The organism is Bacillus sp. HY001 (assembly GCF_007558965.1).
In the GTDB taxonomy this organism is placed as follows: domain Bacteria; phylum Bacillota; class Bacilli; order Bacillales; family Bacillaceae_G; genus Bacillus_A; species Bacillus_A mobilis.
In genome coordinates this window covers 25,434-47,062 of sequence record NZ_VLTE01000040.1, presented here as the reverse complement: position 1 = coordinate 47,062, position 21,629 = coordinate 25,434, and the positions used below count along the sequence as shown (strand labels likewise).

At 35.0% G+C, this 21,629-nt stretch carries 19 protein-coding genes and 3 pseudogenes; 17 read left to right on the top strand and 5 right to left on the bottom strand.

Translation table 11 applies throughout. The features are described 5' to 3' along the window. The first annotated feature begins 47 nt into the window (after positions 1-47). The 6 genes from FOT98_RS19560 to FOT98_RS19535 all read left to right on the top strand — a co-directional run bounded on the left by FOT98_RS19560 (position 48) and on the right by FOT98_RS19535 (position 7,697). Entirely contained in the window at positions 48-1,580 is a 1,533-nt protein-coding gene (locus tag FOT98_RS19560; protein WP_063263371.1) for an NADH dehydrogenase subunit 5, read from the top strand. Continuing rightward, positions 1,580-4,204: a DUF2309 domain-containing protein gene (locus tag FOT98_RS19555; RefSeq protein ID WP_063263370.1), complete on the top strand. Its 2,625-nt coding sequence runs from the start codon at positions 1,580-1,582 to the stop codon at positions 4,202-4,204. Before FOT98_RS19560 ends, FOT98_RS19555 begins: the two co-directional genes overlap by 1 nt. Before the next feature lie 80 nt (positions 4,205-4,284). Then, positions 4,285-4,797 (top strand): carbonic anhydrase, encoded by a 513-nt coding sequence (locus tag FOT98_RS19550; protein WP_063263369.1) that lies wholly within the window; start codon positions 4,285-4,287, stop codon positions 4,795-4,797. Positions 4,798-4,882: 85 nt separating this feature from the next. Beyond that, positions 4,883-6,313, top strand: coding sequence for a cryptochrome/photolyase family protein (locus tag FOT98_RS19545; RefSeq protein ID WP_063263368.1), 1,431 nt, complete (start codon positions 4,883-4,885; stop codon positions 6,311-6,313). Between the two features lie 111 nt (positions 6,314-6,424). After that, a complete protein-coding gene (locus FOT98_RS19540; RefSeq protein WP_063263367.1) occupies positions 6,425-6,880 on the top strand; it encodes a TspO/MBR family protein in 456 nt (151 codons plus the stop codon). A 103-nt stretch (positions 6,881-6,983) separates the two neighbouring features. Next, positions 6,984-7,697, top strand: coding sequence for an alpha/beta hydrolase (locus FOT98_RS19535; protein ID WP_063263366.1), 714 nt, complete (start codon positions 6,984-6,986; stop codon positions 7,695-7,697). Positions 7,698-7,897: 200 nt separating this feature from the next. Here FOT98_RS19535 and FOT98_RS19530 read toward each other — a convergent pair whose 3' ends face one another. After that, on the bottom strand, positions 7,898-8,443 hold the full coding sequence (locus tag FOT98_RS19530) for a TetR/AcrR family transcriptional regulator (protein WP_063263365.1): 546 nt from the start codon (positions 8,441-8,443) through the stop codon (positions 7,898-7,900). Between the two features lie 220 nt (positions 8,444-8,663). On the opposite strand from FOT98_RS19530, the gene FOT98_RS19525 reads away from it, so the two are divergent. The 6 genes and pseudogenes from FOT98_RS19525 to FOT98_RS19500 form a co-directional block, all read left to right on the top strand. After that, a complete protein-coding gene (locus FOT98_RS19525; protein WP_063263364.1) occupies positions 8,664-9,407 on the top strand; it encodes an SDR family oxidoreductase in 744 nt (247 codons plus the stop codon). A 210-nt stretch (positions 9,408-9,617) separates the two neighbouring features. Then, on the top strand, positions 9,618-10,478 hold the full coding sequence (locus FOT98_RS19520) for an alpha/beta hydrolase (protein WP_064774883.1): 861 nt from the start codon (positions 9,618-9,620) through the stop codon (positions 10,476-10,478). A 159-nt stretch (positions 10,479-10,637) separates the two neighbouring features. Beyond that, positions 10,638-11,807, top strand: a complete 1,170-nt coding sequence (locus FOT98_RS19515; RefSeq protein WP_063263363.1) for an MFS transporter — start codon at positions 10,638-10,640, stop codon at positions 11,805-11,807. A gap of 169 nt (positions 11,808-11,976) precedes the next feature. After that, the gene (locus tag FOT98_RS19510; protein WP_063263362.1) at positions 11,977-12,963 is read left to right on the top strand and encodes an aldo/keto reductase; all 987 of its coding nucleotides are present in this window, start codon (positions 11,977-11,979) and stop codon (positions 12,961-12,963) included. A gap of 245 nt (positions 12,964-13,208) precedes the next feature. Then, a complete protein-coding gene (locus FOT98_RS19505) occupies positions 13,209-13,691 on the top strand; it encodes a cyclophilin-like fold protein (protein WP_063263361.1) in 483 nt (160 codons plus the stop codon). 94 nt (positions 13,692-13,785) lie between these two features. Continuing rightward, positions 13,786-13,992 (top strand): annotated as a pseudogene (locus FOT98_RS19500) (alpha/beta hydrolase); the annotation flags it as partial. Positions 13,993-14,162: 170 nt separating this feature from the next. Here the strand turns inward: FOT98_RS19500 and FOT98_RS19495 are convergent. From FOT98_RS19495 to FOT98_RS33475, 3 genes and pseudogenes are all read right to left on the bottom strand, one after another. After that, positions 14,163-15,517 (bottom strand): IS3 family transposase gene (locus FOT98_RS19495; RefSeq protein ID WP_085966858.1). Its coding sequence is split into 2 segments (ribosomal slippage): positions 14,163-15,064 and positions 15,064-15,517, totalling 1,356 coding nucleotides; the frame shifts between segments, so codons are not numbered across the junction. A gap of 82 nt (positions 15,518-15,599) precedes the next feature. Next, a complete protein-coding gene (locus FOT98_RS19485; protein WP_333729815.1) occupies positions 15,600-16,376 on the bottom strand; it encodes a YVTN family beta-propeller repeat protein in 777 nt (258 codons plus the stop codon). Positions 16,377-16,418: 42 nt separating this feature from the next. Next, a pseudogene (locus FOT98_RS33475) lies at positions 16,419-16,874 on the bottom strand (exosporium leader peptide-containing protein); the annotation flags it as partial. Positions 16,875-17,724: 850 nt separating this feature from the next. Here FOT98_RS33475 and FOT98_RS19480 point away from each other — a divergent pair. The 3 genes from FOT98_RS19480 (at position 17,725) to FOT98_RS19470 (ending at position 20,321) form a co-directional block, all read left to right on the top strand. Then, positions 17,725-18,909, top strand: coding sequence for an FAD-dependent oxidoreductase (locus tag FOT98_RS19480; RefSeq protein WP_063263359.1), 1,185 nt, complete (start codon positions 17,725-17,727; stop codon positions 18,907-18,909). Positions 18,910-18,948: 39 nt separating this feature from the next. Beyond that, entirely contained in the window at positions 18,949-19,629 is a 681-nt protein-coding gene (locus tag FOT98_RS19475; protein ID WP_063263358.1) for a TetR/AcrR family transcriptional regulator, read from the top strand. A 299-nt stretch (positions 19,630-19,928) separates the two neighbouring features. Continuing rightward, positions 19,929-20,321, top strand: coding sequence for a hypothetical protein (locus tag FOT98_RS19470; protein WP_235608044.1), 393 nt, complete (start codon positions 19,929-19,931; stop codon positions 20,319-20,321). Positions 20,322-20,331: 10 nt separating this feature from the next. Here FOT98_RS19470 and FOT98_RS19465 read toward each other — a convergent pair whose 3' ends face one another. Further along, positions 20,332-20,700: a YxeA family protein gene (locus FOT98_RS19465; protein WP_063263356.1), complete on the bottom strand. Its 369-nt coding sequence runs from the start codon at positions 20,698-20,700 to the stop codon at positions 20,332-20,334. Between the two features lie 105 nt (positions 20,701-20,805). Between FOT98_RS19465 and FOT98_RS19460 the strand changes: the two are divergent. Both FOT98_RS19460 and FOT98_RS19455 read left to right on the top strand, forming a co-directional pair. Continuing rightward, positions 20,806-21,078, top strand: a pseudogene (locus tag FOT98_RS19460) (alpha/beta hydrolase); the annotation flags it as partial. Positions 21,079-21,221: 143 nt separating this feature from the next. Next, on the top strand, positions 21,222-21,608 hold the full coding sequence (locus tag FOT98_RS19455) for a YflT domain-containing protein (RefSeq protein WP_063263354.1): 387 nt from the start codon (positions 21,222-21,224) through the stop codon (positions 21,606-21,608). The last annotated feature ends 21 nt before the right edge of the window (positions 21,609-21,629 follow it).

Below are 21,629 nucleotides of genomic sequence, written 5' to 3'. Positions count from 1 at the left end.
AAAAGGAATTTTTATAGGTTATTTTCGTTTGGAAGGGAGTATTGTACATGTTAATTTCGCTGAGTTCATCAACACTGTTAACATTATTTTTTATGGCGCTTAGTGCTTCTTCGCTAAGTGGGTTATTGTTTTTAAATACAAGGATACCTTTACGTTTTGTTCATATCCATATTGGTATCGCTGCATTGCCTTCATTGGTTTCTTTACTCGCACTTGTTAATCACAATGGAGATAGCGTTGTAGGGCCTTGGCATTTAGATACTTTAGCTTGGTTCATGGCTTTCTTTGTTCTTACAATTGGCTTAATCATTCAGCGTTTTTCTATACGTTATTTACTGGGAGATCGCTCATATCGAAAATACTTTGCACTTTTTACATGTACTACAGGTGTATCTTCGGTTGCATGGTTAAGTGATGATCTTCGTTTCATAATTATTTGTTGGGGAGCAACTCTTATAGGATTGGTTTTACTCATCGGGCTAAATAAAGGGTGGAAAGTAGTTAGCGAAGCAACAAAAATTTCTAGTTATTTATTTACAATAAGCTGGATCGCTTTGCTAGTAGCTATCATTTGGCTTTTTCAAGTCACTGGACAGTGGCAGTTAACATCAGTTTTAACGAATGAAAATGTAGCTCAATTTGGAACATTGGAGAAAACAGGAATTAACTTATTGATTATAGTAGCTGTGATGATTCCAGCAGCACAATGGCCTTTTCAAAGATGGTTAATTGAGTCAGCTGTTGCTCCAACTCCTGTTTCTGCTATTATGCATGCTGGTTTAGTAAATGCTGGCGGTATCATGTTAACTAGATTTTCACCTCTTTTTCATGATGATATCGCACAAATCATTTTACTAATTTTCTCTAGTATTTCTATCTTAATAGGTACAGGAATTAGTCTAGTTCAAGTTGATTATAAACGTCAACTAGTGGGATCAACTATTGCACAAATGGGGTTTATGCTTATTCAATGCGCATTAGGAGCCTATTTAGCGGCTGTTATTCATTTAATTTTACATGGTTTGTTTAAAGCTACACTGTTTTTACAAGCTGGTTCTTCCGTGCAACGTTTTGGGGCAGTGAAGCAGTCTAATGAAAAGATATCTGATTTATGGATTATGGTCGGACGTGTTTTCGGATTATTTATAGCGGTTGCTTTTTGGTTTACGACTTCTGGAGAAGGGTATGAATTCGTTAGTGCGTTCATCTTAGGGTGGTCATTATACGTTTCCTGGAAACAGCTTGTTGTTTTTGGAGAGGGCAGAATGGGACGAATTGTTGGCGTATTTATTTTAGCTGGATTTTCTCTCATTTACTTTACCGTTCATAATTCTCTTTATAAATGGTTGCATACTGACATGTATCAAAATGTTCAACCTTCAGCTTCAGCCGTTATTTTTGTTATATGTCTCTTATTATTTGGTAGTGCTATTACTACTCTCGTTACTCGTAATCAATTCTCTACTATATTTGCTGTAATGTATCTTTGGTTCGTTCGAGTAGGTGAGGCGAGACAAAAGTCAGTAGAAAGTCATCCAAGCTATCTGAAACATTATGTATCAAAGGGAGGTAATCAGTGATGAGCATATCGTCAAGCGTAACGAAAGAAACTTTAAAAAAGAAAGAGACAAACATTGAAGTACAAGAAAAAAGTATGAATGATTTAGTTGAATCTGCTAGCCGAGTGATTGCACCACTTTGGCCGATCGCTACATTTGCAGCTCATCACCCTTGGATGGGACTTGAAAAACAATCATTTGAACAAGTTGCAGATTGGTTAAAAGAAATTCGTAATGTGGATATATATCCGAGTGCTGCTATGATTCATTCGGCAAAGGCAAAAGGGGAGATTGAGGAATCATTTTTACAAAGTGGCTTGTCTCGTTGGCTTGATTCACAATATTTTCATATCCCGCGAAAGAAAGCGGAGCAGTTTTGCCAAGCAGCTTTAAAATTAGAGGAATTACCTTCTAGTCTATTATCATCGCTACAATTAAATAAACTGGCAGAAGAAATGAGTTATATAAATACAGGAAGTATGAAAGACTCTTCTATGCAACCTGTAAGTACACTGATAGAGAATCAAAAGGGTGAAAACCTATCTGATATTCTTAATTATCATATTATTAAATGGTGTAAATTATATCTTGATGACTCCGGGTCAAGTTGGACGATGCCAAATCGGGAGAAAGGTTTGTATCGTGCATGGCATCACCTTATTACATTTGATCCAGCGCTCAGTAAAAATGAGCGTAGCGTTTTAAAAGATTGGCCACAGGATGCCGAAGTAGCTTTAAAGAGAGCGTTATCTGAACTAGGAATTTCTGAATGTAATATGCAAGCTTACCTTGAAGGGCACTTGCTTGCTTTGCCTGGGTGGGCAGGAATGATATTATGGCGTTCCCGACAGTCAACTCAGGAGCAGGAACTCGTTATAGAATATTTAGCCGTTCGAATTTCTATGGAGCTGGCCATTGCAAAACCGTATTTACCTATAAAAAATCAAAAGGCTGATAAAAAAGTTGCGATTGTCCCACTTATAGCTTCTTGGATCCATTGGGGGAATATTTCAACTCTGGAATGGTCACAAATGTCTGCAGCTGAACAAAGCGAATTATTAGCATTTGCATATCGTTTTGATGAAAATATTCGCAGGAAACTTTGGCTAGAAGCTTGGGAACAGACGCATGCAGAGCAATTAAGGAAGAAAATCGCTTCTAAACAACGTGCAACTAATGATAGAAAACGTGTACTAGCTCAATTCGCATTTTGTATTGATGTCCGTTCAGAACCGTTTCGTCGCCACCTAGAAAAATTAGGCCCGTTCGAAACGTTTGGAATAGCTGGTTTCTTTGGGTTACCAATTGCGACTAGTGAACTAGGTAGTAATGACAGCCATCCTTCTTTGCCGGTTATATTAAAACCGAAACATCAAATAAAAGAGCTCGCAGATGAAAATGAATATAAATCTTATGAGCAACGTAAGAAGATAGACAGCTCAGTAAGTTATACGTTTAAGACGATGAAACAAAATGTACTGACAAGTATGTTACTGCCTGAGGTAAGTGGCCCTTTACTTGGTCTACAGATGGTGACAAGGAGTTTTGTACCAAGAAGAGTAGGTAGTTTCCTTCGTAACCTTCGTAAAACGATGTTACAAAAACCTGATACAACATTCTCTCTTAATCATGTTCATGATACAAAATGTGAGATACCTATCGGTTTTACGAAAGAAGAAAAAGTGAACTATGTGCGTCAAGCTTTAAAAATGGTGGGATTGACAGAAAAATTCGCGCCTTTAGTTGTAATGTGCGGCCATAGTAGTCAAAGTACGAACAACCCTTATGCTGCAGCGCTTGAGTGTGGTGCTTGTGGCGGAGCGGCGGGAGGATTCAATGCAAAAGTTTTCGCTACTTTATGTAACCTTCCAGAAGTAAGAGATGCTTTGTCTGCTGAAGGTATTAACATTCCGGAGGATACCATTTTTGCAGCAGCTGAACATAAAACAACAGTGGATGAATTGGAATGGATTTACGTCCCAGAACTTTCGGAAACTGCGCAAGAAGTATTTGATAGTATTGAGTCGGTTATGCCGAATGTCAGCCAACATGCAAATAGAGAGCGTTTAATGCAATTACCTAATTTTAAAACGAAAATAAATAATCCGAGTAAAGAGGCACAACGATTTGCAGAAGATTGGAGTGAAATACGTCCGGAATGGGGATTGGCCCGTAATGCATCTTTCATTATCGGGCAGCGTGAATTAACTCAGGATTGTGACTTAGAAGGAAGAGCTTTCCTTCATAATTATGATTGGAAACAGGATAAAAGCGGTGATATATTAGCTAGCATCATAGCGGGACCAGGAACAGTAGCTCAGTGGATAAACCTGCAATATTACGCTTCAACTGTAGCACCTCATTATTATGGTAGTGGAAATAAAACAACCCAAACTGTAACGGCGGGTCTCGGTGTTATGCAAGGAAACGCAAGTGACTTGTTGCCAGGCTTACCTTGGCAATCCGTTATGCAGTCAGATAGTGAGACGTATCATTCACCACTTCGTTTACTAATTGTAATTCAAGCGCCTATTGAATATATAGAGCGTTTGCTAAATAAGGATTTCACATTTCGAGAAAAGGTTCAAAATGGATGGATTAGACTGGCAAGTGTTGATCCAGAAGGACAATGGAAAAATTGGTAACAATCATGTCATGAATAATCAACTATCGTTACGAGTTTAAAAGTTCCATAAATACAATAATGAAGAAGGAGTGCTTCCATATGAATCCAAAGAATAAAAAAGTATTAGTATTAACAGACATTGAACACAGAATAGAGCCTATTATCCAGCAAGTAACTAACATTCAACAAGAAAACATGTTGACTATACACAGCTATGATTCTGTAATTGTACATCCTTATGGAGATATAATGAGATCTGTTATTATTGCTATTTATGAAGAAAATGTAGAAGAAATTTTTGTTGTCGGAATAGAGGATAAAGAAACTGATGTAGTTAATCTACAAATTCAACGTGATTCCATAAAAAATAATAGAGAAATAGACTATCTCTTTAAAAATTGCATGCCTGAATTTTCAAGTGGTAGCTTGAATGCATGGCTAAGCGGACAAGAAAATGTTAGTGAAAATATTGAGAAGAGTATAGATATGATTCGTCAGCATCCATTAGTACCTTCTAATGTTAAAGTTCATGGCTTCATGATTGATAAAACAGGTGGAAAAGAAATGGTTGTTAAAGTTTCTGCTAATAAAGTAGTTGAAACAGTTAATTAATTTATTGAAGACAAATAAATTCTTATGTATAAATTGCTGTTGTATAATAAATTTTATTATGTTTTAAGAATCAGAAGAGGTAGCCATGCAAAATAAAATTATTGTTATGTTTCAAAAAGATTTTCGCTTATATGATAACCCGGCTTTATTTGAAGCTACTCAGTCCGGTGAGGTTGTTCCGGTATATGTACATGACGAAACTTTTTCAATGGGAAGTGCGTCAAAGTGGTGGTTACACCATGCTATAATAGATGTTCAAAAGCAACTTGAGGCATTGGGCTCTACTTTAATAATTCGTAAAGGAAATACACAGGAAGAAATACTTTCTCTCATAGAACAGTTAGGTATAACGGCTGTATATTGGAATATTTGTTATGATCCGGACAGATTACAATCTAATCAAAAAATGAAAATGATGTTAGAAGATAAAGGTATTACCTGTAAGGAATTTAATTCGCATTTATTATTAGAACCGTGGATTATTAAAAAGAAAGATAACACTGAATATAAGGTGTTTACGCCTTTTTACAATGCATTTCAAAAGCAGGTAATACCTAAACCTATTAGTAAAGTGCAGCGTATAAAAGGAGGAAACTCTTTACCAGCAAGCTTATCTGTTTCAGAATTACACTTGCTGCCGACTATACGGTGGACATCTCATATGGAATCAATATGGGAGCCTACAGAAGAAGGAGCATACAAAACATGTCAGAAATTTTTCTCTAGCAAATTAGCCTCTTATAGTGAAGGAAGAGACTTTCCAAATGAAAATGCTCATTCGATGTTGGCACCGTATCTTTCATTTGGTCAAATATCAGTAAAGTTTATGTATCATTACTTAGTAAATAAAAGTATCGAAAGACAATGTAGTCTTTTGGAAAAACAAGTGAATAGTTTTATACGTCAATTCATTTGGCGAGAGTTTTCTTATTATTTGCTATATCATTATCCATTTACAGTATATAAACCTCTTAATAAGAGCTTTGAACATTTTCCGTGGAATAATGAAGAGGAGTTATTAACAGTATGGCAGAAGGGTGAAACTGGCTATCCGTTTATTGATGCTGGAATGCGGGAACTATGGCAAACAGGTTTTATGCATAATCGGGCAAGAATGGCTGTCGCTTCTTTTCTTGTAAAGCATTTGTTAATTCCGTGGCAAGAAGGAGCAAAATGGTTTATGGATACACTGTTAGATGCTGATATTGCAAATAATACAATGGGATGGCAATGGGTTGCTGGAAGCGGGGCAGATGCATCACCGTATTTTCGTATTTTTAATCCAATCACACAAGGAGAAAAGTTTGATAAAGAGGGGGAGTATATAAGAAAATGGGTACCAGAATTAAGAGATATGCCTAATAAATATATACATAAACCGTGGGAAGCACCTGAGCATATTTTACAAAAGGCCAATATACAGCTTGGCAATACATATCCTTTGCCAGTTGTTGATCATAAGGCAGCACGAGAGAGAGCACTTTGTGCATATAAAAGTATGAAAGAATTCGTATGAAATAGATTAAATAATATGTATTTGAAATTTTAATATTAGAATTTTATCCATTACAAGGACACACTAATCATATACAGTTTCTATAATCTTTTAGTAAAAAGGAGAATGTTTATGAAAAAATCTAGTATTATAGTGTTTTTACTAACGTATGGTTTGTTTTATGTTTCTAGTATTTTATTTCCTATTGATCGTACTTGGTATGATGCGTTAGAAAAGCCGTCTTGGACACCTCCTGGTATGACAATCGGAATGATATGGGCTGTATTATTTGGACTTATTGCATTATCAGTTGCAATTATTTATAACAACTATGGATTCAAGCCAAAAACATTTTGGTTTTTATTCCTTTTAAATTATATATTCAATCAAGCGTTCAGCTATTTTCAATTTAGCCAAAAGAATTTGTTTTCAGCAACAGTAGATTGTTTATTAGTCGCTATTACTACGTTACTTCTCATAGCGGTTTCTTCCAAATTATCTAAAGTATCGGCATGGTTGCTAATTCCATATTTTGTATGGTCTACATTTGCTACATATTTATCTTGGACAATTTATAGTATAAATTAAAGACGTAAATAAAAACTTGAGCATAATAAAAATGCTCGAGTTTTTATGTTGATTAATGATAATCTAAAATATAGAATATACACATCTTAGGGAGGGCATATATGTGAAGAAGTGGTTGAAAATTGTTCTGTACTCTTTACTAGGTATTTTACTTGTGGGAAGTATTGCTTTTTTGACTTGGTCTCAGTTTACTTATAAACCAACGAAAGAGGCGTTGTCGTTAGTAGATGATAAAAAAGATGAAGATCATATCGTTTTTGGAGAGAAAGATGCTAAAGTAGGGGTTATTTTTTATCAAGGTGCTAAAGTGGAAGCTGAGGCTTATAGTTACTTAGGGGAAGCTCTTGCAAAAGATGGACATTTTGTAGTGATGCCTAAGTTACCATTAAACTTAGCGATATTTGGAATCGATGAGGTGGATAGTGTAATTAAACAGTATCCTGAAGTTCAAAAATGGTATGTTGCGGGGCATTCAATGGGTGGAGCTATGATTTCTAAGTATGCCTTTCAGAATGAAGACAAGGTAGACGGGATCATTTTCTTAGGCTCGTACCCTGCAGATGACTTCTCTACGAAATCGATGCCGATGTTATCTATTTATGGAGAAGTAGACGCTTTAGCAACTGTAGAAAAAATAGAGAACAATAAAAAGTTCATGTCAAAGAATACGACTATGCACATGATAAAAGGCGGAAATCATGCCCATTTTGGCATGTATGGTGAGCAAAAAGGTGATAATGCAAGCTTAATTACGCCAAAAGCACAACAAGATGAAACAGTGAAAGTAATTGAAGAATGGTTGTTAAAACAAGGATAATGAAATTAATAAATCGATTGAAAAAGACTCTTACTATATTAAGAGTCTTTTTGTGCTAATTTTTTTATGCCTGTTCAGATTTATAATGAATATATTCGCATTAAATGCCTAAATTTGGGTATGAATGCTGAAAAATACAAAAGAGAAAAACCAACTAGTTAACCCTTCAAACTAAGTATACTCGTCTCTTTTCTTGAACCCTATACAATCCTCTCCAGTAAATCCCCCACTTTTTCTGCCATTACACGTGGTGGATAAGGCATTCCATTCTTTAACCACCATTCAACTACCCCTACATAAGCATTTGCAACAAAGTGAACAATTACATCTTCACTTTGACCATGATTTTTCCCTTTAGTTATATCTACATCATTCTTAAACTCTTCGATATTAAATGTAAGGAATCGGTTACGAAAATATGGTGCTCCTTCACTCGCTAACATCGTTGAAAAGAATAAATAATTACTCTCAAAGTATTCCATACAGTGGACAGTGGATTCTATAAAATCCATTTCAGTTGCTGACTCACAAAAATTACCCATGTTGTTTATATGTTCTTCCATGATCTTATCTAATAGATCAAATTTATCTGCGTAATGAAGATAGATGGTTCCACGGTTAACATTTGCCCTATCAGAAATATCCTGAATGGTAATGTTATTAAAACTTTTTTCAGACATCAGTTCGATAAGAGCCTTTTTAATAGCATCTTGGCTTTTGGTTATTCTTCTATCCACCTTGGACATTGTTAAATCCCCCAACTTTCCTTAAGATAATCAACAACTTTAATTGATATGTTCATTAATCAACGAATTGCACTAAATCAACCATTGTATGCAATTCGTTTCTATTTATAATTATAAACAGTTGTTGATTAACGAATCAATGATGATTATCTTTATTTTGCATTGCATTGTCAATGTACATTTTTATTTTCAAACCAAAAAAGAAAGGGTGTTATTAGTTATGTCTAATATACAAGATAAAGTTGTCATTATTATGGGTGCGTCAAGCGGAATTGGTGAAGCAACTACCAAAAAACTTGCTCAAGAAGGGGCAAAATTAGTAATTATTGCTCGTCGAGAGGATCGCTTAAAATCTCTCGTTGAATCATTACCAAACACTGAAATTTTGTACATGGTCGCCGACGTATCAAAGAGAGAGGAAGTTCAAGGAGCTGTCGATTTGGCAATCGAAAAATATGGTCGTGTAGATGTACTTTACAATAATGCTGGAGTCATGCCCACTGCTCAACTTTCAGAAGCTCGTTTTGATGAATGGCGTCAAATGTTAGATATTAACATTATGGGCGTTTTAAATGGAATTGCTGCTGTATTACCTGTTATGAAACAACAGCAGTCTGGTCACATTATTTCAACTGATTCCGTAGCTGGACATGTCGTTTATCCAGGGTCTGCTGTATACTGTGGTACTAAGTTTGCAGTTAGAGCGATTATGGAGGGTTTGCGTCAGGAAGAAAGAGAAAATAATATTCGTTCAACTATAATTTCACCAGGAGCTGTAAGCACTGAACTTTATACGACTATTAATACTCCTGAAGATCGAGAATGGGTAAAGAACCTGATGGATACAGAAGGTCTTGCGTTGAAAGCAAGCGATATTGCAGATGCAGTAGCTTATGCGATTAGTACACCTGAAACTGTTGCAGTCAGCGAAATACTAATTCGTCCAACGAAACAGATTATCTAATACTTTTTCAATTTTCAATGTTTAATGCTTTTAGTAAAAAGTATGTTACTAAGTTTTTCTATTATTCAAGATAATATTACGTACCTTTAGAGATATTAAAATAACATTGCAATTAAATGATTTGTATACAGGTTTCCTGTCTTAGCTAGGAAGTAACACAGGTACAAAACTTGAAGGAGGTGTGGGACCCGAGTAGGGAAAGAATTTAAGATGAAAACAAAAAAGATACAATTAAACCCACGACTCTTAATAACATTGTTTATTTTTCTTATCAGCATTTTAGGAGCAACATTTTATTATTTCCATCATACAGGTAGACAAGAACCTAAAGAGATAACTATTAAATATGGTAGTAATCGGATGCAAACATTAAATATCTATGCGCCAAAAGTTCAAAGCAAAGAAAAGTTACCTGTAATTATTTATGTACATGGTGGTGGTTGGAGGGGGGGAGATAAAACAAATGTTTCTGAAAAACCTAATTTTTTTAAAGAAAAAGGATATGCATTCATTTCAGTTAATCACCGCTTATCTCCAGAAGTAAAATATGAAGAAATGACAAGTGACATTTCCAATGCAATCAAGTGGGTATATGACAATGCTGATAATTATCATTTGGATCGTACGCAAATAAACCTAATGGGGCATTCCGCTGGAGGACACTTGATCATGTTAATTACCACAAACCCTAAGTACTTAAGCAATGTAGGACTTTCATCTAACGTAATACGTTCAACTGTAAACATAGATGGTCCACTTGATTTAGTAAGCTTTATTGGGAAATATGAAAGATATAATAAGGTGTTTGGAACTGATCAAAAGATTTGGGAAGCAGCCTCTCCAGTTACTTATGCAACAAATAAGAATCTCCCGCCAATGCTTTTGATTGCACGTGAAAAAACTTCAGTGGAAACATTTATGGATAAAACAAAAAAACCTAGAAATATCGTTCACTATTTTGAAGCGAAAAACCTTTCTCATAGTCAATTAACTCAGTTTCTAGGAGTGTCCAAAACGGAAGAATCGGCTAACATGACCGATACTGTACTTGAATTTTTGAGAAGCTATTAACATTTATATTTTTAAAACAATCAGGTTGTTTATTTCTCAAAAACAACTTGATTGTTTATCTACAATATTTTCTTTTAACCAAGTCGAAGTTCTAGAGAATAAAATCGATTTTCAAAAACAGGAATTAATTGTAAATAATTACAGATAGGAGTTATTTTTTTGTCTAAACGAAATAATTTATTTTTATTTATATTGACCATAGGAGCTTTCGGCATCATAAATACTGAAATGGGAGTTATGGGGATATTACCTAACATTGCTGATAACTTTCATATTAGCGTATCTAAGGCTGGATTGCTGGTGAGCCTCTTTGCCCTTACTGTTTCAATATGTGCTCCCACTACACCGTTATTATTTTCAGGAGTAAATCGTAAGAATGCAATGTTATTTGTACTTGGTATGTTCGTTGTAAGTAACATTGTATCCCTATTTGCACCAAACTTTACAGTTGCAGTCATTGCACGTGTGATTCCAGCCATGTTTCATCCAATATATTTTGCAGCTGCGTTTACAATGGCTGCTAGTGCAGTTCCTAAGGAGGAAGCTCCAATTGCTGTTTCTAAGGTACTTATGGGAATATCTGCAGGTATGGTAGTTGGTGTCCCAATCTCAAGTTTTATCGCTAGTACAGTTTCGTTTGAAATGGCAATGCTATTCTTTGCTATTGTGAATGCTATAGCATTCATTGCAGTAGTACTGTTTGTACCATCTATGCCGGTTAAGGAAAAACTTTCTTACGGATCTCAGTTAAGCGTATTAAAAAAACCAGTTACTTGGTTAGCTATTGTTGCTGTAATTTCACTAAATTCAGCTATATTTGGGGTTTATAGTTACCTTTCTGAGTACCTTAGAACCGTTACGAATATTTCTGGCAATGCCATTAGTTTAATTTTAGGGATATACGGTGCGGCAAATATTATTGGAAACATTATAGCAGGGAAGTTATTGACTAAACATGCCATTAAATCTGTAGCATATTTTCCATTCGCATTAGGGGTAGTTTACATCATATTATTCTTAATGGGACAGTTCACAGTACCTATGGCTATTATTACTTTAGTTTGGGGGATATTAGCTGGTATAGGAGCTAATATCAGTCAATATTGGATTACGTCTGCAGCTCCGGAAGCTCCAGACTTTGCTAACGGATTATTTATATCATCTGCTAATTTAGGAATAACAGTTGGTACAGCTGTAGGTGGATTATTTATATCAGAAATGGGTACACAATACGTCGTATTAGTGGGATTATTATCGTTGATAGTAGGTGCAGTATTTATTTTACTAAGAAACTACATGTATGTTTCTACTAAACTACTTTCTAGATAAAAAATTAATTCAATATTTTATCCTTTTCCCTACTCATTAATGATTATTCATTTTTTAGTGCAATATAATTGATGGATGCATAGGTAAAATATCAATAAAATAGGCTGATATTTTCACTCATTTCCGTCAAATAATAAAAGAAGTTTTTTTGCTGAAAGGAGCATAAATTATGCAATATACAAATCTTGGACGTACTGGGTTGAAAGTAAGTCGTTTCGTACTTGGCACAATGAATTTTGGGGAGTTAACAGACGAGAAAACAGCCTTTGAAATTATGGATAGAGCAGTTGAAGCAGGCATCAATTTTTTTGATACAGCAGATGTTTATGGAGGACCTCAAAGTCCAAACATGAAAAAAGGATTTGGACTTTCTGAAGAAATTATTGGTAGATGGTTATCTCAAGGTAACCGTCGTGATCGAATCGTTCTTGGAACTAAAGTGTACCAACCCATGGAAACAGGCCCAAATGATCGTGGCCTTTCAACTTATCATATTAAAAGGGCATGCGAGGCGAGTTTAAAACGACTGCAAACAGACCATATCGATCTCTACCAGATGCATCATGTTGATCGAAATACTCCCTGGGAAGAAATATGGCAAGCAATGGAACAACTCGTTCGTGAAGGAAAGGTTAGTTATATAGGTAGCAGTAATTTTGCTGGATGGGACATTGCTACTGCGCAAAGTATGGCTAATTCTCGTAACTTCCTTGGATTAGCTTCGGAACAAAGTCTATATAATCTTAGCAATCGTGCAATAGAGTTGGAAGTCATTCCAGCACTTGACTATTATAAAATTGGTCTGATTCCATGGAGTCCGATAGGTATGGGGCTTTTGGGTGGTAACTTTGATCAATCAGAGAATGGACGTCGCGCAATACCATCATTACAAGAAAGAATTAAACAACACCAAGAACAACTCAAAAAATATGAAATTCTTTGTAAAGAAATAGGTGAAGAGCCCTCAGTAGTTGCTCTTGCTTGGTTATTGCAAAATCCAGTGGTTACGGCACCTATAATCGGACCTCGTACTGTTGAACAGTTGAATAAGAGTTTACGTGCTTTAGAAGTAACACTTTCAGAGGAAGTACTTCAAAAACTAGATGAAATTTGGCCAGGACCTGGTGGTGCGGCACCAGAAGTATATGCTTGGTAATTGTTTTTGAATGGAAGGTTAGACACGCTTGATAAGTAACCTCTGCTTCTAAGTTCAATTTACGGTATTTCTTCAGTATAGTGGTGTTTCTATTACCTTAAAAAATTCATTAAAGTCGCTTATGAATTAAAACTTATATTTTAAACATAGTGTAGTGTTTTGTGAAAAAATAACAATTAGAAAATGCAGGTGACTTCATACTATTTTGTGTTAAATTACTGAAAAAAGCCTATTCGAGGTATGTTATGAAGGAAATTAGTAAGTTTCTATTTCTTTTTATTGTAATACTATTATTAACCGCTTGTGGTAGTGGGGACAATTCACAAAAGAGTCTAAATGAAAAAAAGAAAGGTCAGGAAAATAAAATGAGTAATATACTGGTAAAATTAAAATTTGAAAATGAAGAAGTGATGGTTCGTATGGAAGATACCCCAGTAGCTCAGGATTTTTTATCTTTACTGCCAATGAAATTTACAATCGAGGATTATGCAGGTACTGAAAAAATTAGTTATTTACCTAGAAAATTGTTGACTGAAAATGCACCAAAAGGAATCGAAGCGAAACGTGGGGATTTTAATTATTATGCCCCGTGGGGAAATCTAGCGATATTTTATGAAGATTTCAGATTTTCAAATGGGCTGATTAAATTAGGAACAATTGAATCTGGCATCGAAAAACTTGAAAACATTAGAGATAATTTTGAGATGGTAATTGAAAAAGCTGAATAAAGATTACCAGGTTTATTTTATAAGTCAGACTATCTCTTTGACATTACTGTATTGCAAATAAGTAATGATAATGGGAGATAGAAATGAAGAGTAAGTAGACGCTTTAGCAACTGTAGAAAAAATAGAGAAGAATAAAAAGTTCATGTCAAAGAATACAACTATGCACATGATAAAAGGGGGCAATCATGCTCATTTTGGCATGTATGGCGAGCAAAAAGGTGATAATGCGAGTTTAATTACGCCAAAAGCACAACGAGATGAAACTGTGAAAGTAATTGAAGAATGGTTGTTAAAACAATGATGATGGATTTAATAAAGTGATCGAAAGAAATTTTCTTTCTAAAGTTATTATATTTTGATTCAAAATATAATAGTGTAATTTAATTGGTAGCAAGTTAAGGATATAAATTTTACTATAAAAAAGAGCATGAAATTTGAAGTGACCCCTAAAAGTTAGACACGGTTATTTCATTAGGCAGCTTGATAAAAGTGAGTCCGGTATTGTACCGGGCTCATTTTTAATTTTGCCTTAATCCGTTTCGTATTATAATAATCTATATATTTTTCTAATTCTATTTTAAAGTGCTCTACATTTTCAAATTCTTTTATGTAGAGGAACTCCGACTTCATAATCCCAAAGAAATTTTCTATTACTGCGTTGTCGTAACAGTTGCCTTTTCGAGACATACTCTGGACGATAGCTCTTGATTCAAGTGTCCGGACGTACTGTCTCATTTGATAATGCCATCCTTGATCCGAATGCATCAGTAGCTGGTGGGTTTCAGGTAAACGTTCCAATGCTTTCTCTAACATGTCTGAAACAAGCGAATACGTCGGTCTAGAACCAATTGTATAGGTAATAATTTCACCATTATACAAATCTAATACAGGTGATACATACAGTTTTTCTCCAAACAATTTAAACTCTGTGATGTCTGTTACCCACTTTTGATTCGGTGCATCTGTATGAAAATTACGCTCTAAAATATTAGGTGCAATTCTACCGACTTTTCCTTTATAGGATTTATATTTCTTCATACGCACAACACACTTTAACCCAAGCTCTTTCATAATGCGCTGAACCTTCTTGTGGTTCACTTTCTGGCCACGATTCGTTAATTCATCACGAATGCGACGATAACCATAACGACCTTCATTTTCCTCATAAATCGCTTTAATCTCAGCTTTCAAATCGGCATCTACATCTGGACGATTCATTTTCTTTACTAAATCATAATACGTGCTTCGAGGAATAGTAGCTAGCTCCACGAGTGCCTTCACCGAATATTTATGCCTTAATTCATAGACTACTTGCGCTTTGTCTTGTTTTGTGATTTTTCCTTGTTTTGAACTAAGGCATTTAACTTTTTTAAGTACTCATTTTCCATCTCAAGCTGTTTAATGCGTGCTTCAAGTGCTTCGACTGATCCTTCAGCTAAAGGTTGTTTTACTTGTTTATTTGAATCTTTTTTCATGGATGGACGCCCCTTTTTCTTAGATTGAAGGGCATCAATTCCTTGTGTTTCGACCTGTTTTTTCCAAACAGAAATCGTTGAAGGGGCAGGAATATTAAAGATAGCTGCCGTCTCAAATAAGGACATACCGTTTTCAATCATAAAGTTTAGTACGTCTAGTTTAAATTGTTGTGTGTAATTTGTACATCGTTTTAGAAAAGCTTCCAGACCATTCTGTTTATATTGGTTTACCCAATTCAAAATGATTGTGTCACTTATACCGAGCGATCTACCCATTTCTCGATAACTTTCATTTCCGTTCAAATAACGTAGAACGATTTGTATTTTTTCATCAGCTGTAAATTTAGCCATAGAAAAACTGCACCTCCAATTGTTAGACTGTGTCTAACAATTGGGGTGCAGTTCAAATTATGCATGCTCTTTTTTATAGTTTTTATTTACTTAAAACGTCTATTCCAAAAGGAAATGAACCGACGGGAGTAGTAGCAATAACAGAATTGGTACTGGAATCAATGACGGAAACGGTATTATTGCCAGTGTTAGTCACATAGACAAGATTTGTCTTCTGATCAACTGTAACTTCTACGGGATTTATTCCAACAGGAATGGTAGCAATAACAGAATTAGTATTGGAATCAATGACGGAAACGGTATTACTGTCATTGTTAACAACGTAGACGAGATTGAAATTAGAATTCACTGCAATGCCAAAAGGAGTAGAGCCAACAGGAATGGTAGCAATAACAGAATTAGTATTGGCATTAATAACAGACACAGTATCACTAACTTGATTAGTCACATAAATAAGATTTGTATTGGGATTTACTGTAACCTCTGAAGGGTTTGTTCCAACAGGAATAGTAATGATAACAGAGTTAGTATTGGGATCAATGACAGAGACGGTATTACTGTTAGTATTAGTCACATAAACAAGATTTGTATTAGGATTTACTGTAACCCCTATAGGGGCTAAGCCAACAGGAATGGTAGCAATAACAGAGTTAGTATTGGCGTTAATGACAGACACAGTGTTACTGCTTTGGTTAGTCACATAAACAAGATTCGTATTGAAATTTAATGCAATCTCCGCTGGGTTTGTTTCAACAGGAATGGTAGCAATAACAGAATTAGTATTGGCGTTAATGACAGAGACCGTATTACTACCTTGATTAGTTACATAAACAAGATTTGTATTGGAATTTGTGGCCACCCCTACAGGAGCTATCTCAACAGGAATGATAGCAATAACAGAGTTAGTATTGGAATCAATGGCAGAAACAGTATTAGAATTCCGGTTTGCAACGAAAATTATATTAGAGGATATCCCAGTAGGTCCAGTACCCCCAGTAGATCCAGTAACCCCAGTAGGCCCAGTAACCCCAGTAGGCCCAGTAATTCCAGGAGGTCCAGTAACCCCAGTAGGCCCAGTAATTCCAGTAGGCCCAGTAACCCCAGTAGGTCCAGTAATTCCAGTAGGCCCAGTAATCCCGGTAGATCCAGTAATTCCGGTAGATCCAGTAATCCCGGTAGGCCCAGTAAATCCGGTAGGCCCAGTAACCCCAGTAACCCCCGTAACCCCCGTAACCCCAGTAGGTCCCGTAGGTATTATAAATGGTGGAGTGGGTGGTAGTGTAGGTCCGATAGAACTATGGTCTAATGGAGCTCCTTGTAAGGAGTTATATGGGTTAAATCGATTTTCTTCTGACATATTTCACCTCCGAAATTAAATTCTTATTAGTAAATGATATTTGTTAGTAGAATATGAAATTAAATGGGAAAATAGTGGTTTTATAATGAGAAAATTAATAAAAGTTGTATTTGAATGGAAAGTGGATTATGTAAGAAGTGGGAGGAAGGTTTCGTCACTTCTTACATAAGATTCTGTGCCTTTAGAATCGATATTTTTGTATAAAACAGTTAATAAAGCGTGTGAAAGTAAGAACGAAATCGTTATTTGGACGTAAAAAAACCTAGGAGAATTGAGGCTTTTTAACAGAATGGATATGATTCTTAAAAATAAAGATAACATATGACCGTTTTATACTGCGTTGATGTCGTTAAATAAGTTTATTAAAGAAATGGTTAGGTTAGAAGTGTATTCACTTCATCTATATTTTGTATTGTTTTATTGGGCTCCACTTTCATTAGTGAAACAAAGTTTCTTAGGAATACAAATAAACAAACAAATAGATCAATTTTTTTGTTAGAACTTGGTCTTTTTTATTATAAATGTTGGAAATGGGTTTCTAATATATTAGTTCTTAATCCATGGTAAAGTTATGTTTCTTTTCCCTCGAATGAAACTGTTAACTATAATTTTTATTTTTACGAACACCGTACTTTACGAACGGTGTTCGTTATGTTAAAGTTAATGTGCAATTGAGAACAAACCATAAATAAAAAAATAAAATTGCAAAGGAGGTTTGAGTGCTACATTTTTTCCAATCTTTGTTTTAAATAATAACTTTAATATCATGCAGGGTTAAGGTACACCATAGAGTGGTGTATTGAAATCTTGAAAATAGATTATAAATTAATAAATGTAAGGAGAGTTTATTATGTCAACTTTATCGAAAGAACAAAAACGTATTGCTATTATTGGTGGAGGTCCAGGAGGATTAACACTTGCTCTACTTTTACAACAAAATGGTATGGAACCTGTTATCTATGAACGAGAACTACTTGATATGAACAATCAAAGAGGTGGTTCTCTGGATATTCACGAAGAATCCGGGCAAATGGCATTGAAAGAAGCTGGCCTTTACGAGAAGTTCCAGGAAATTGCCCGTTATGAAGGGGAGGATTTCCGCCTTCTAGATAAAGATGGAAAGAATTTTATCGATGAAATCACTGCACCTGATGAAAAAGGGGAGCGACCTGAGATTGATCGCGGTGTGCTTTGTGATCTTCTTTTAAGCGCTCTTGATACAAGATGTATAAAATACGGGTATAAGTTAGAAAAAGCTGTTTCGCTTGAAAACGGTATGACACAACTTCATTTTGAAAATGGGTTTGTGGATACAGTTCATGGCCTAGTTGGAGCAGACGGTGCATTTTCACGTGTTCGTCCTTTGCTAACGAATACCGATATTGAGTATACAGGTTTAACTTTCTTTGAACTTAATATACTAAATGTGGCTGAGAATCATCCGGATTTATCCGAATTCAACAGACGTGGTAAAGTATTCGCTTTAGGTGATAATAAGGGAATTCTTGCTCAATTAAATGGAGACGGTCGAATTAAAGTATATGCTAGTCTAAAAGTTGAAAAAGACTGGCCAGAAAAAAATGATATTTCTGCAGATAAGCCTATAGAAGCGAAAGCTAAATTATTAGAGATATTTAATGAATGGGATGAAGACATAAAGAAATACATTCATTATGCTGAAGATTCAATCATACAAAGACGAATTTATATGTTACCAATTCATTTTCAGTGGAAACGTAATCCTAGTGTTACTCTAATTGGAGATGCAGCTCATGTCATGTCACCATTTGCAGGTGAAGGCGTTAACTTAGCGATGTTCGATGCATTGAATCTAGCTCTTGCAATCATACGAAATACCGATTTTGCTAGTGCAATTGAAGAATACGAAGAAAAAATGTATGCTTATTCATCTGAAAAAGCACAGGAGTCACATGATAATTTAGAATTAAGTTTCTCTGATGATGCAGCTGCTAAACTTGCAGATTTAATGAATTCATTCCATGAGCAATACAATACTGATTTTGCAAATTTATAATATATTTACTAATATATTCGACCATGATATAAAGTAATTATGGAAAATTCAAATCGAAAAATCATTAGTCGCAGGGATCGACCAGCTAAAGAGCCGTTAAGTCATGAACTCATCGTGAAAACTGCTTATGAACTTCTTAAAGAGCAAGGTATTGCAGGTATGAGCATGCGTAAGGTCGCAAAAGAATTGGATACTGGTCCATCTTCATTGTATGTTTATGTTAAAAATTTTCAAGAATTAAGTTCATTAGTATTGGATCATGGCCTCGGTCAATTGGTACTACCTGAACAAAAGCAAGACTCATGGAAGGAAAATTTAATTGGAGCGCTAAGCGCATATTTCTTATTACTATACGAGGAACCTGGTATCGCTGAACTTACTTTCTCATCTATTCCGAAGGGGACAAACTTTCTTAAATTGACAGAGTACATTCTTGCCACATTACAGGAGGGGGGAATTCATTCTAAATCTGCAGCATGGGGAGTAGATCTTTTATTACTATACGTTTCTTCAGTAGCATATGAACATACTTCTAGGAAAAAGAATGGGACTATGCAAATATCTGATATAAAAGAAACATTCAAAAATGTGGACCCAGTTCTGTTTCCGATTCTTTTCAGTCTAGGAGATGAGCTGTTCTCCGGAGATACGAAATCTATGGAGCGTTTTCACTGGGGACTTGAAGTGTTATTACACGGTATTCAACATTTCAATAAATAAAGGCCAAGTTAAAGAGAGAGGGAAAGTGAAATTCCTATTAAGTATGTATATAACCGTTATTATGATCTCTTTATTTTCCAATGACATTGCTAGTTTCGTGAAAAAGGACTCTTATATATTAAGAGTCCTTTTTATATAATTACTATGATTTTTTATGTATGCCTAGATCCTGGGTGGATAAATTCGCATGAAATAACCTCAATTGGGTATAAATATTAAAAAAATAGAAAGGGTTAAATATGAAAAAAATTATAGCAGTTTTGTTCACTTGCAGTTTTCTTTTATTAGGTGTACATGGGATGGTAGAAGCAGAGGAGTCTTCCAAAGAAATTTCTTATATAGAAAACAATGCAAATAAATTTTTTGAAAGTCCAAAAGTTTTTTATAGTAAGATTAAAAATCATACGTATAGTTCTTTCTATGTCCCTTACAAAGAGGCTGAAAATCATATACAGAAAACAGTTCTATATAAAGATCTACAATCGACTATGGAATCTGAAATAGGACCGTTTGTAAGTAAATTGGCTGGCAAAGAGCCATCACTAAACATTAATCCAAATAGACAAATTTATTTGATAGCAGCCTGGACAGAAACGGAAAAAGACTTCAGAGTAAAATATCTTATCGTTGATGCTGAAACAAAGACGACTCTTTGGACTGGAGAAGATAAAGGAATGAAAAAAATAAGCTGATTAAATCAGCTTATTTTTTATGTACTATCTTCAATTGTCCTCTTATTTTCTCCGGAATATCCTTTTCAGAAATAACCTCGTAGGAGTAAACATACCTACCTTTTACATGAATTCTCAAGTAAGTTTTTCTTATAAAATCATTGGGAGTATTCGTTCCTACTGTATACTCTTCCTTATTTCCAGACTCATCAATGCCTTCTAGTAAGTACATAGCTCTTCCGTTCGTATGATAATCCGGAACACCATATCCCTCCGCAACGGCATATACATTTTTGTCTTCAGCAAGAGGATTAAACCTGTCCAAATCCCCGCGCAATAGGAAAGGTAGTAAGTATATAAGGAGTCCTATTCCTAATATGCAAAGTAAAAGTTTCTTCATGATTGTTTCTCCTTTTGTCTATTTACATTTTTCAGTATAGAAAAAAGTTCTTATGAATATAGAGGGAAATTCTTTAAGTTTTTCTTAATAAAGTTTAACTGTGCGAAAAAAGACCAAAATCAAAATATTGCTGGGGCAATTGTAATGGGAGGGCCAGCTCGTACGATCCAAGATGTTATTTTAGATCAATTTGAGTACCTTTTGTCTATTGGAGAAATGAACATAGATGAATATACATTCTACAAAGCGCAATTTGAACTGTTAAATGATCCTAATTTCTCTGGTCAGAATCCACCAAAAAATTTTCACTTAGGATCAGCAGTCTTTTGGGATTCTATCCGGAAAATTAAAGCAGCAGAAATGTCAAAAAACACAAGACACCGCTTTAATATTCAAAAACATTAATAACTTATTACATAAAATTTTTTGAAAATTTAGGTTTAACATCTTTAAAATAGGTGTATTACATATTACATAACAACTAAATAAGAAAATAAAAAATCTAAGGGAGGAAAAATACAATGCATAAGAATGAAAGAAAACCGGTGGTCCATGAATATGATAATGAACAGGAAGTAGTTATGAAAGTAAAAGAGCTAGAATTGCAAGGGATTCACCAAGATGACATTTACGTCTTAACACATGAAAAACATCTAACAAAAAAGATTGCGGATGATACAAATACAAATACGATTGGAGTAAAAGAACAAGGATTGGGTACAAGTATTATCAACTTTTTCTCCAAAAAAGGGGATGAACTCCGAAATCAAATGGAGGAAATGGGGTTGTCGAAGGCGGAAGCTAATTTATATGAAGAAAAACTAGATCAAGGGAGAATTTTACTTCTAGTAACAGCTGAAACACCAACGGCGACTGATAGGCAACTGCAAAACTATCATTCTCTCTAATAGATTGCAATATCTCATAAT

Coding starts and splice junctions, on each gene's coding strand:
- FOT98_RS19545 (WP_063263368.1), top strand. CDS start 4,883: ATGCAAAATAAAATTATTGTTATGTTTCAAAAAGATTTTCGCTTATAT.
- FOT98_RS19555 (WP_063263370.1), top strand. CDS start 1,580: ATGAGCATATCGTCAAGCGTAACGAAAGAAACTTTAAAAAAGAAAGAG.
- FOT98_RS19465 (WP_063263356.1), bottom strand. CDS start 20,700: ATGAAGAAACTTTTACTTTGCATATTAGGAATAGGACTCCTTATATAC.
- FOT98_RS19455 (WP_063263354.1), top strand. CDS start 21,222: ATGCATAAGAATGAAAGAAAACCGGTGGTCCATGAATATGATAATGAA.
- FOT98_RS19505 (WP_063263361.1), top strand. CDS start 13,209: ATGAAGGAAATTAGTAAGTTTCTATTTCTTTTTATTGTAATACTATTA.
- FOT98_RS19480 (WP_063263359.1), top strand. CDS start 17,725: ATGTCAACTTTATCGAAAGAACAAAAACGTATTGCTATTATTGGTGGA.
- FOT98_RS19540 (WP_063263367.1), top strand. CDS start 6,425: ATGAAAAAATCTAGTATTATAGTGTTTTTACTAACGTATGGTTTGTTT.
- FOT98_RS19475 (WP_063263358.1), top strand. CDS start 18,949: ATGGAAAATTCAAATCGAAAAATCATTAGTCGCAGGGATCGACCAGCT.
- FOT98_RS19530 (WP_063263365.1), bottom strand. CDS start 8,443: ATGTCCAAGGTGGATAGAAGAATAACCAAAAGCCAAGATGCTATTAAA.
- FOT98_RS19470 (WP_235608044.1), top strand. CDS start 19,929: ATGGTAGAAGCAGAGGAGTCTTCCAAAGAAATTTCTTATATAGAAAAC.
- FOT98_RS19510 (WP_063263362.1), top strand. CDS start 11,977: ATGCAATATACAAATCTTGGACGTACTGGGTTGAAAGTAAGTCGTTTC.
- FOT98_RS19525 (WP_063263364.1), top strand. CDS start 8,664: ATGTCTAATATACAAGATAAAGTTGTCATTATTATGGGTGCGTCAAGC.
- FOT98_RS19520 (WP_064774883.1), top strand. CDS start 9,618: ATGAAAACAAAAAAGATACAATTAAACCCACGACTCTTAATAACATTG.
- FOT98_RS19560 (WP_063263371.1), top strand. CDS start 48: ATGTTAATTTCGCTGAGTTCATCAACACTGTTAACATTATTTTTTATG.
- FOT98_RS19550 (WP_063263369.1), top strand. CDS start 4,285: ATGAATCCAAAGAATAAAAAAGTATTAGTATTAACAGACATTGAACAC.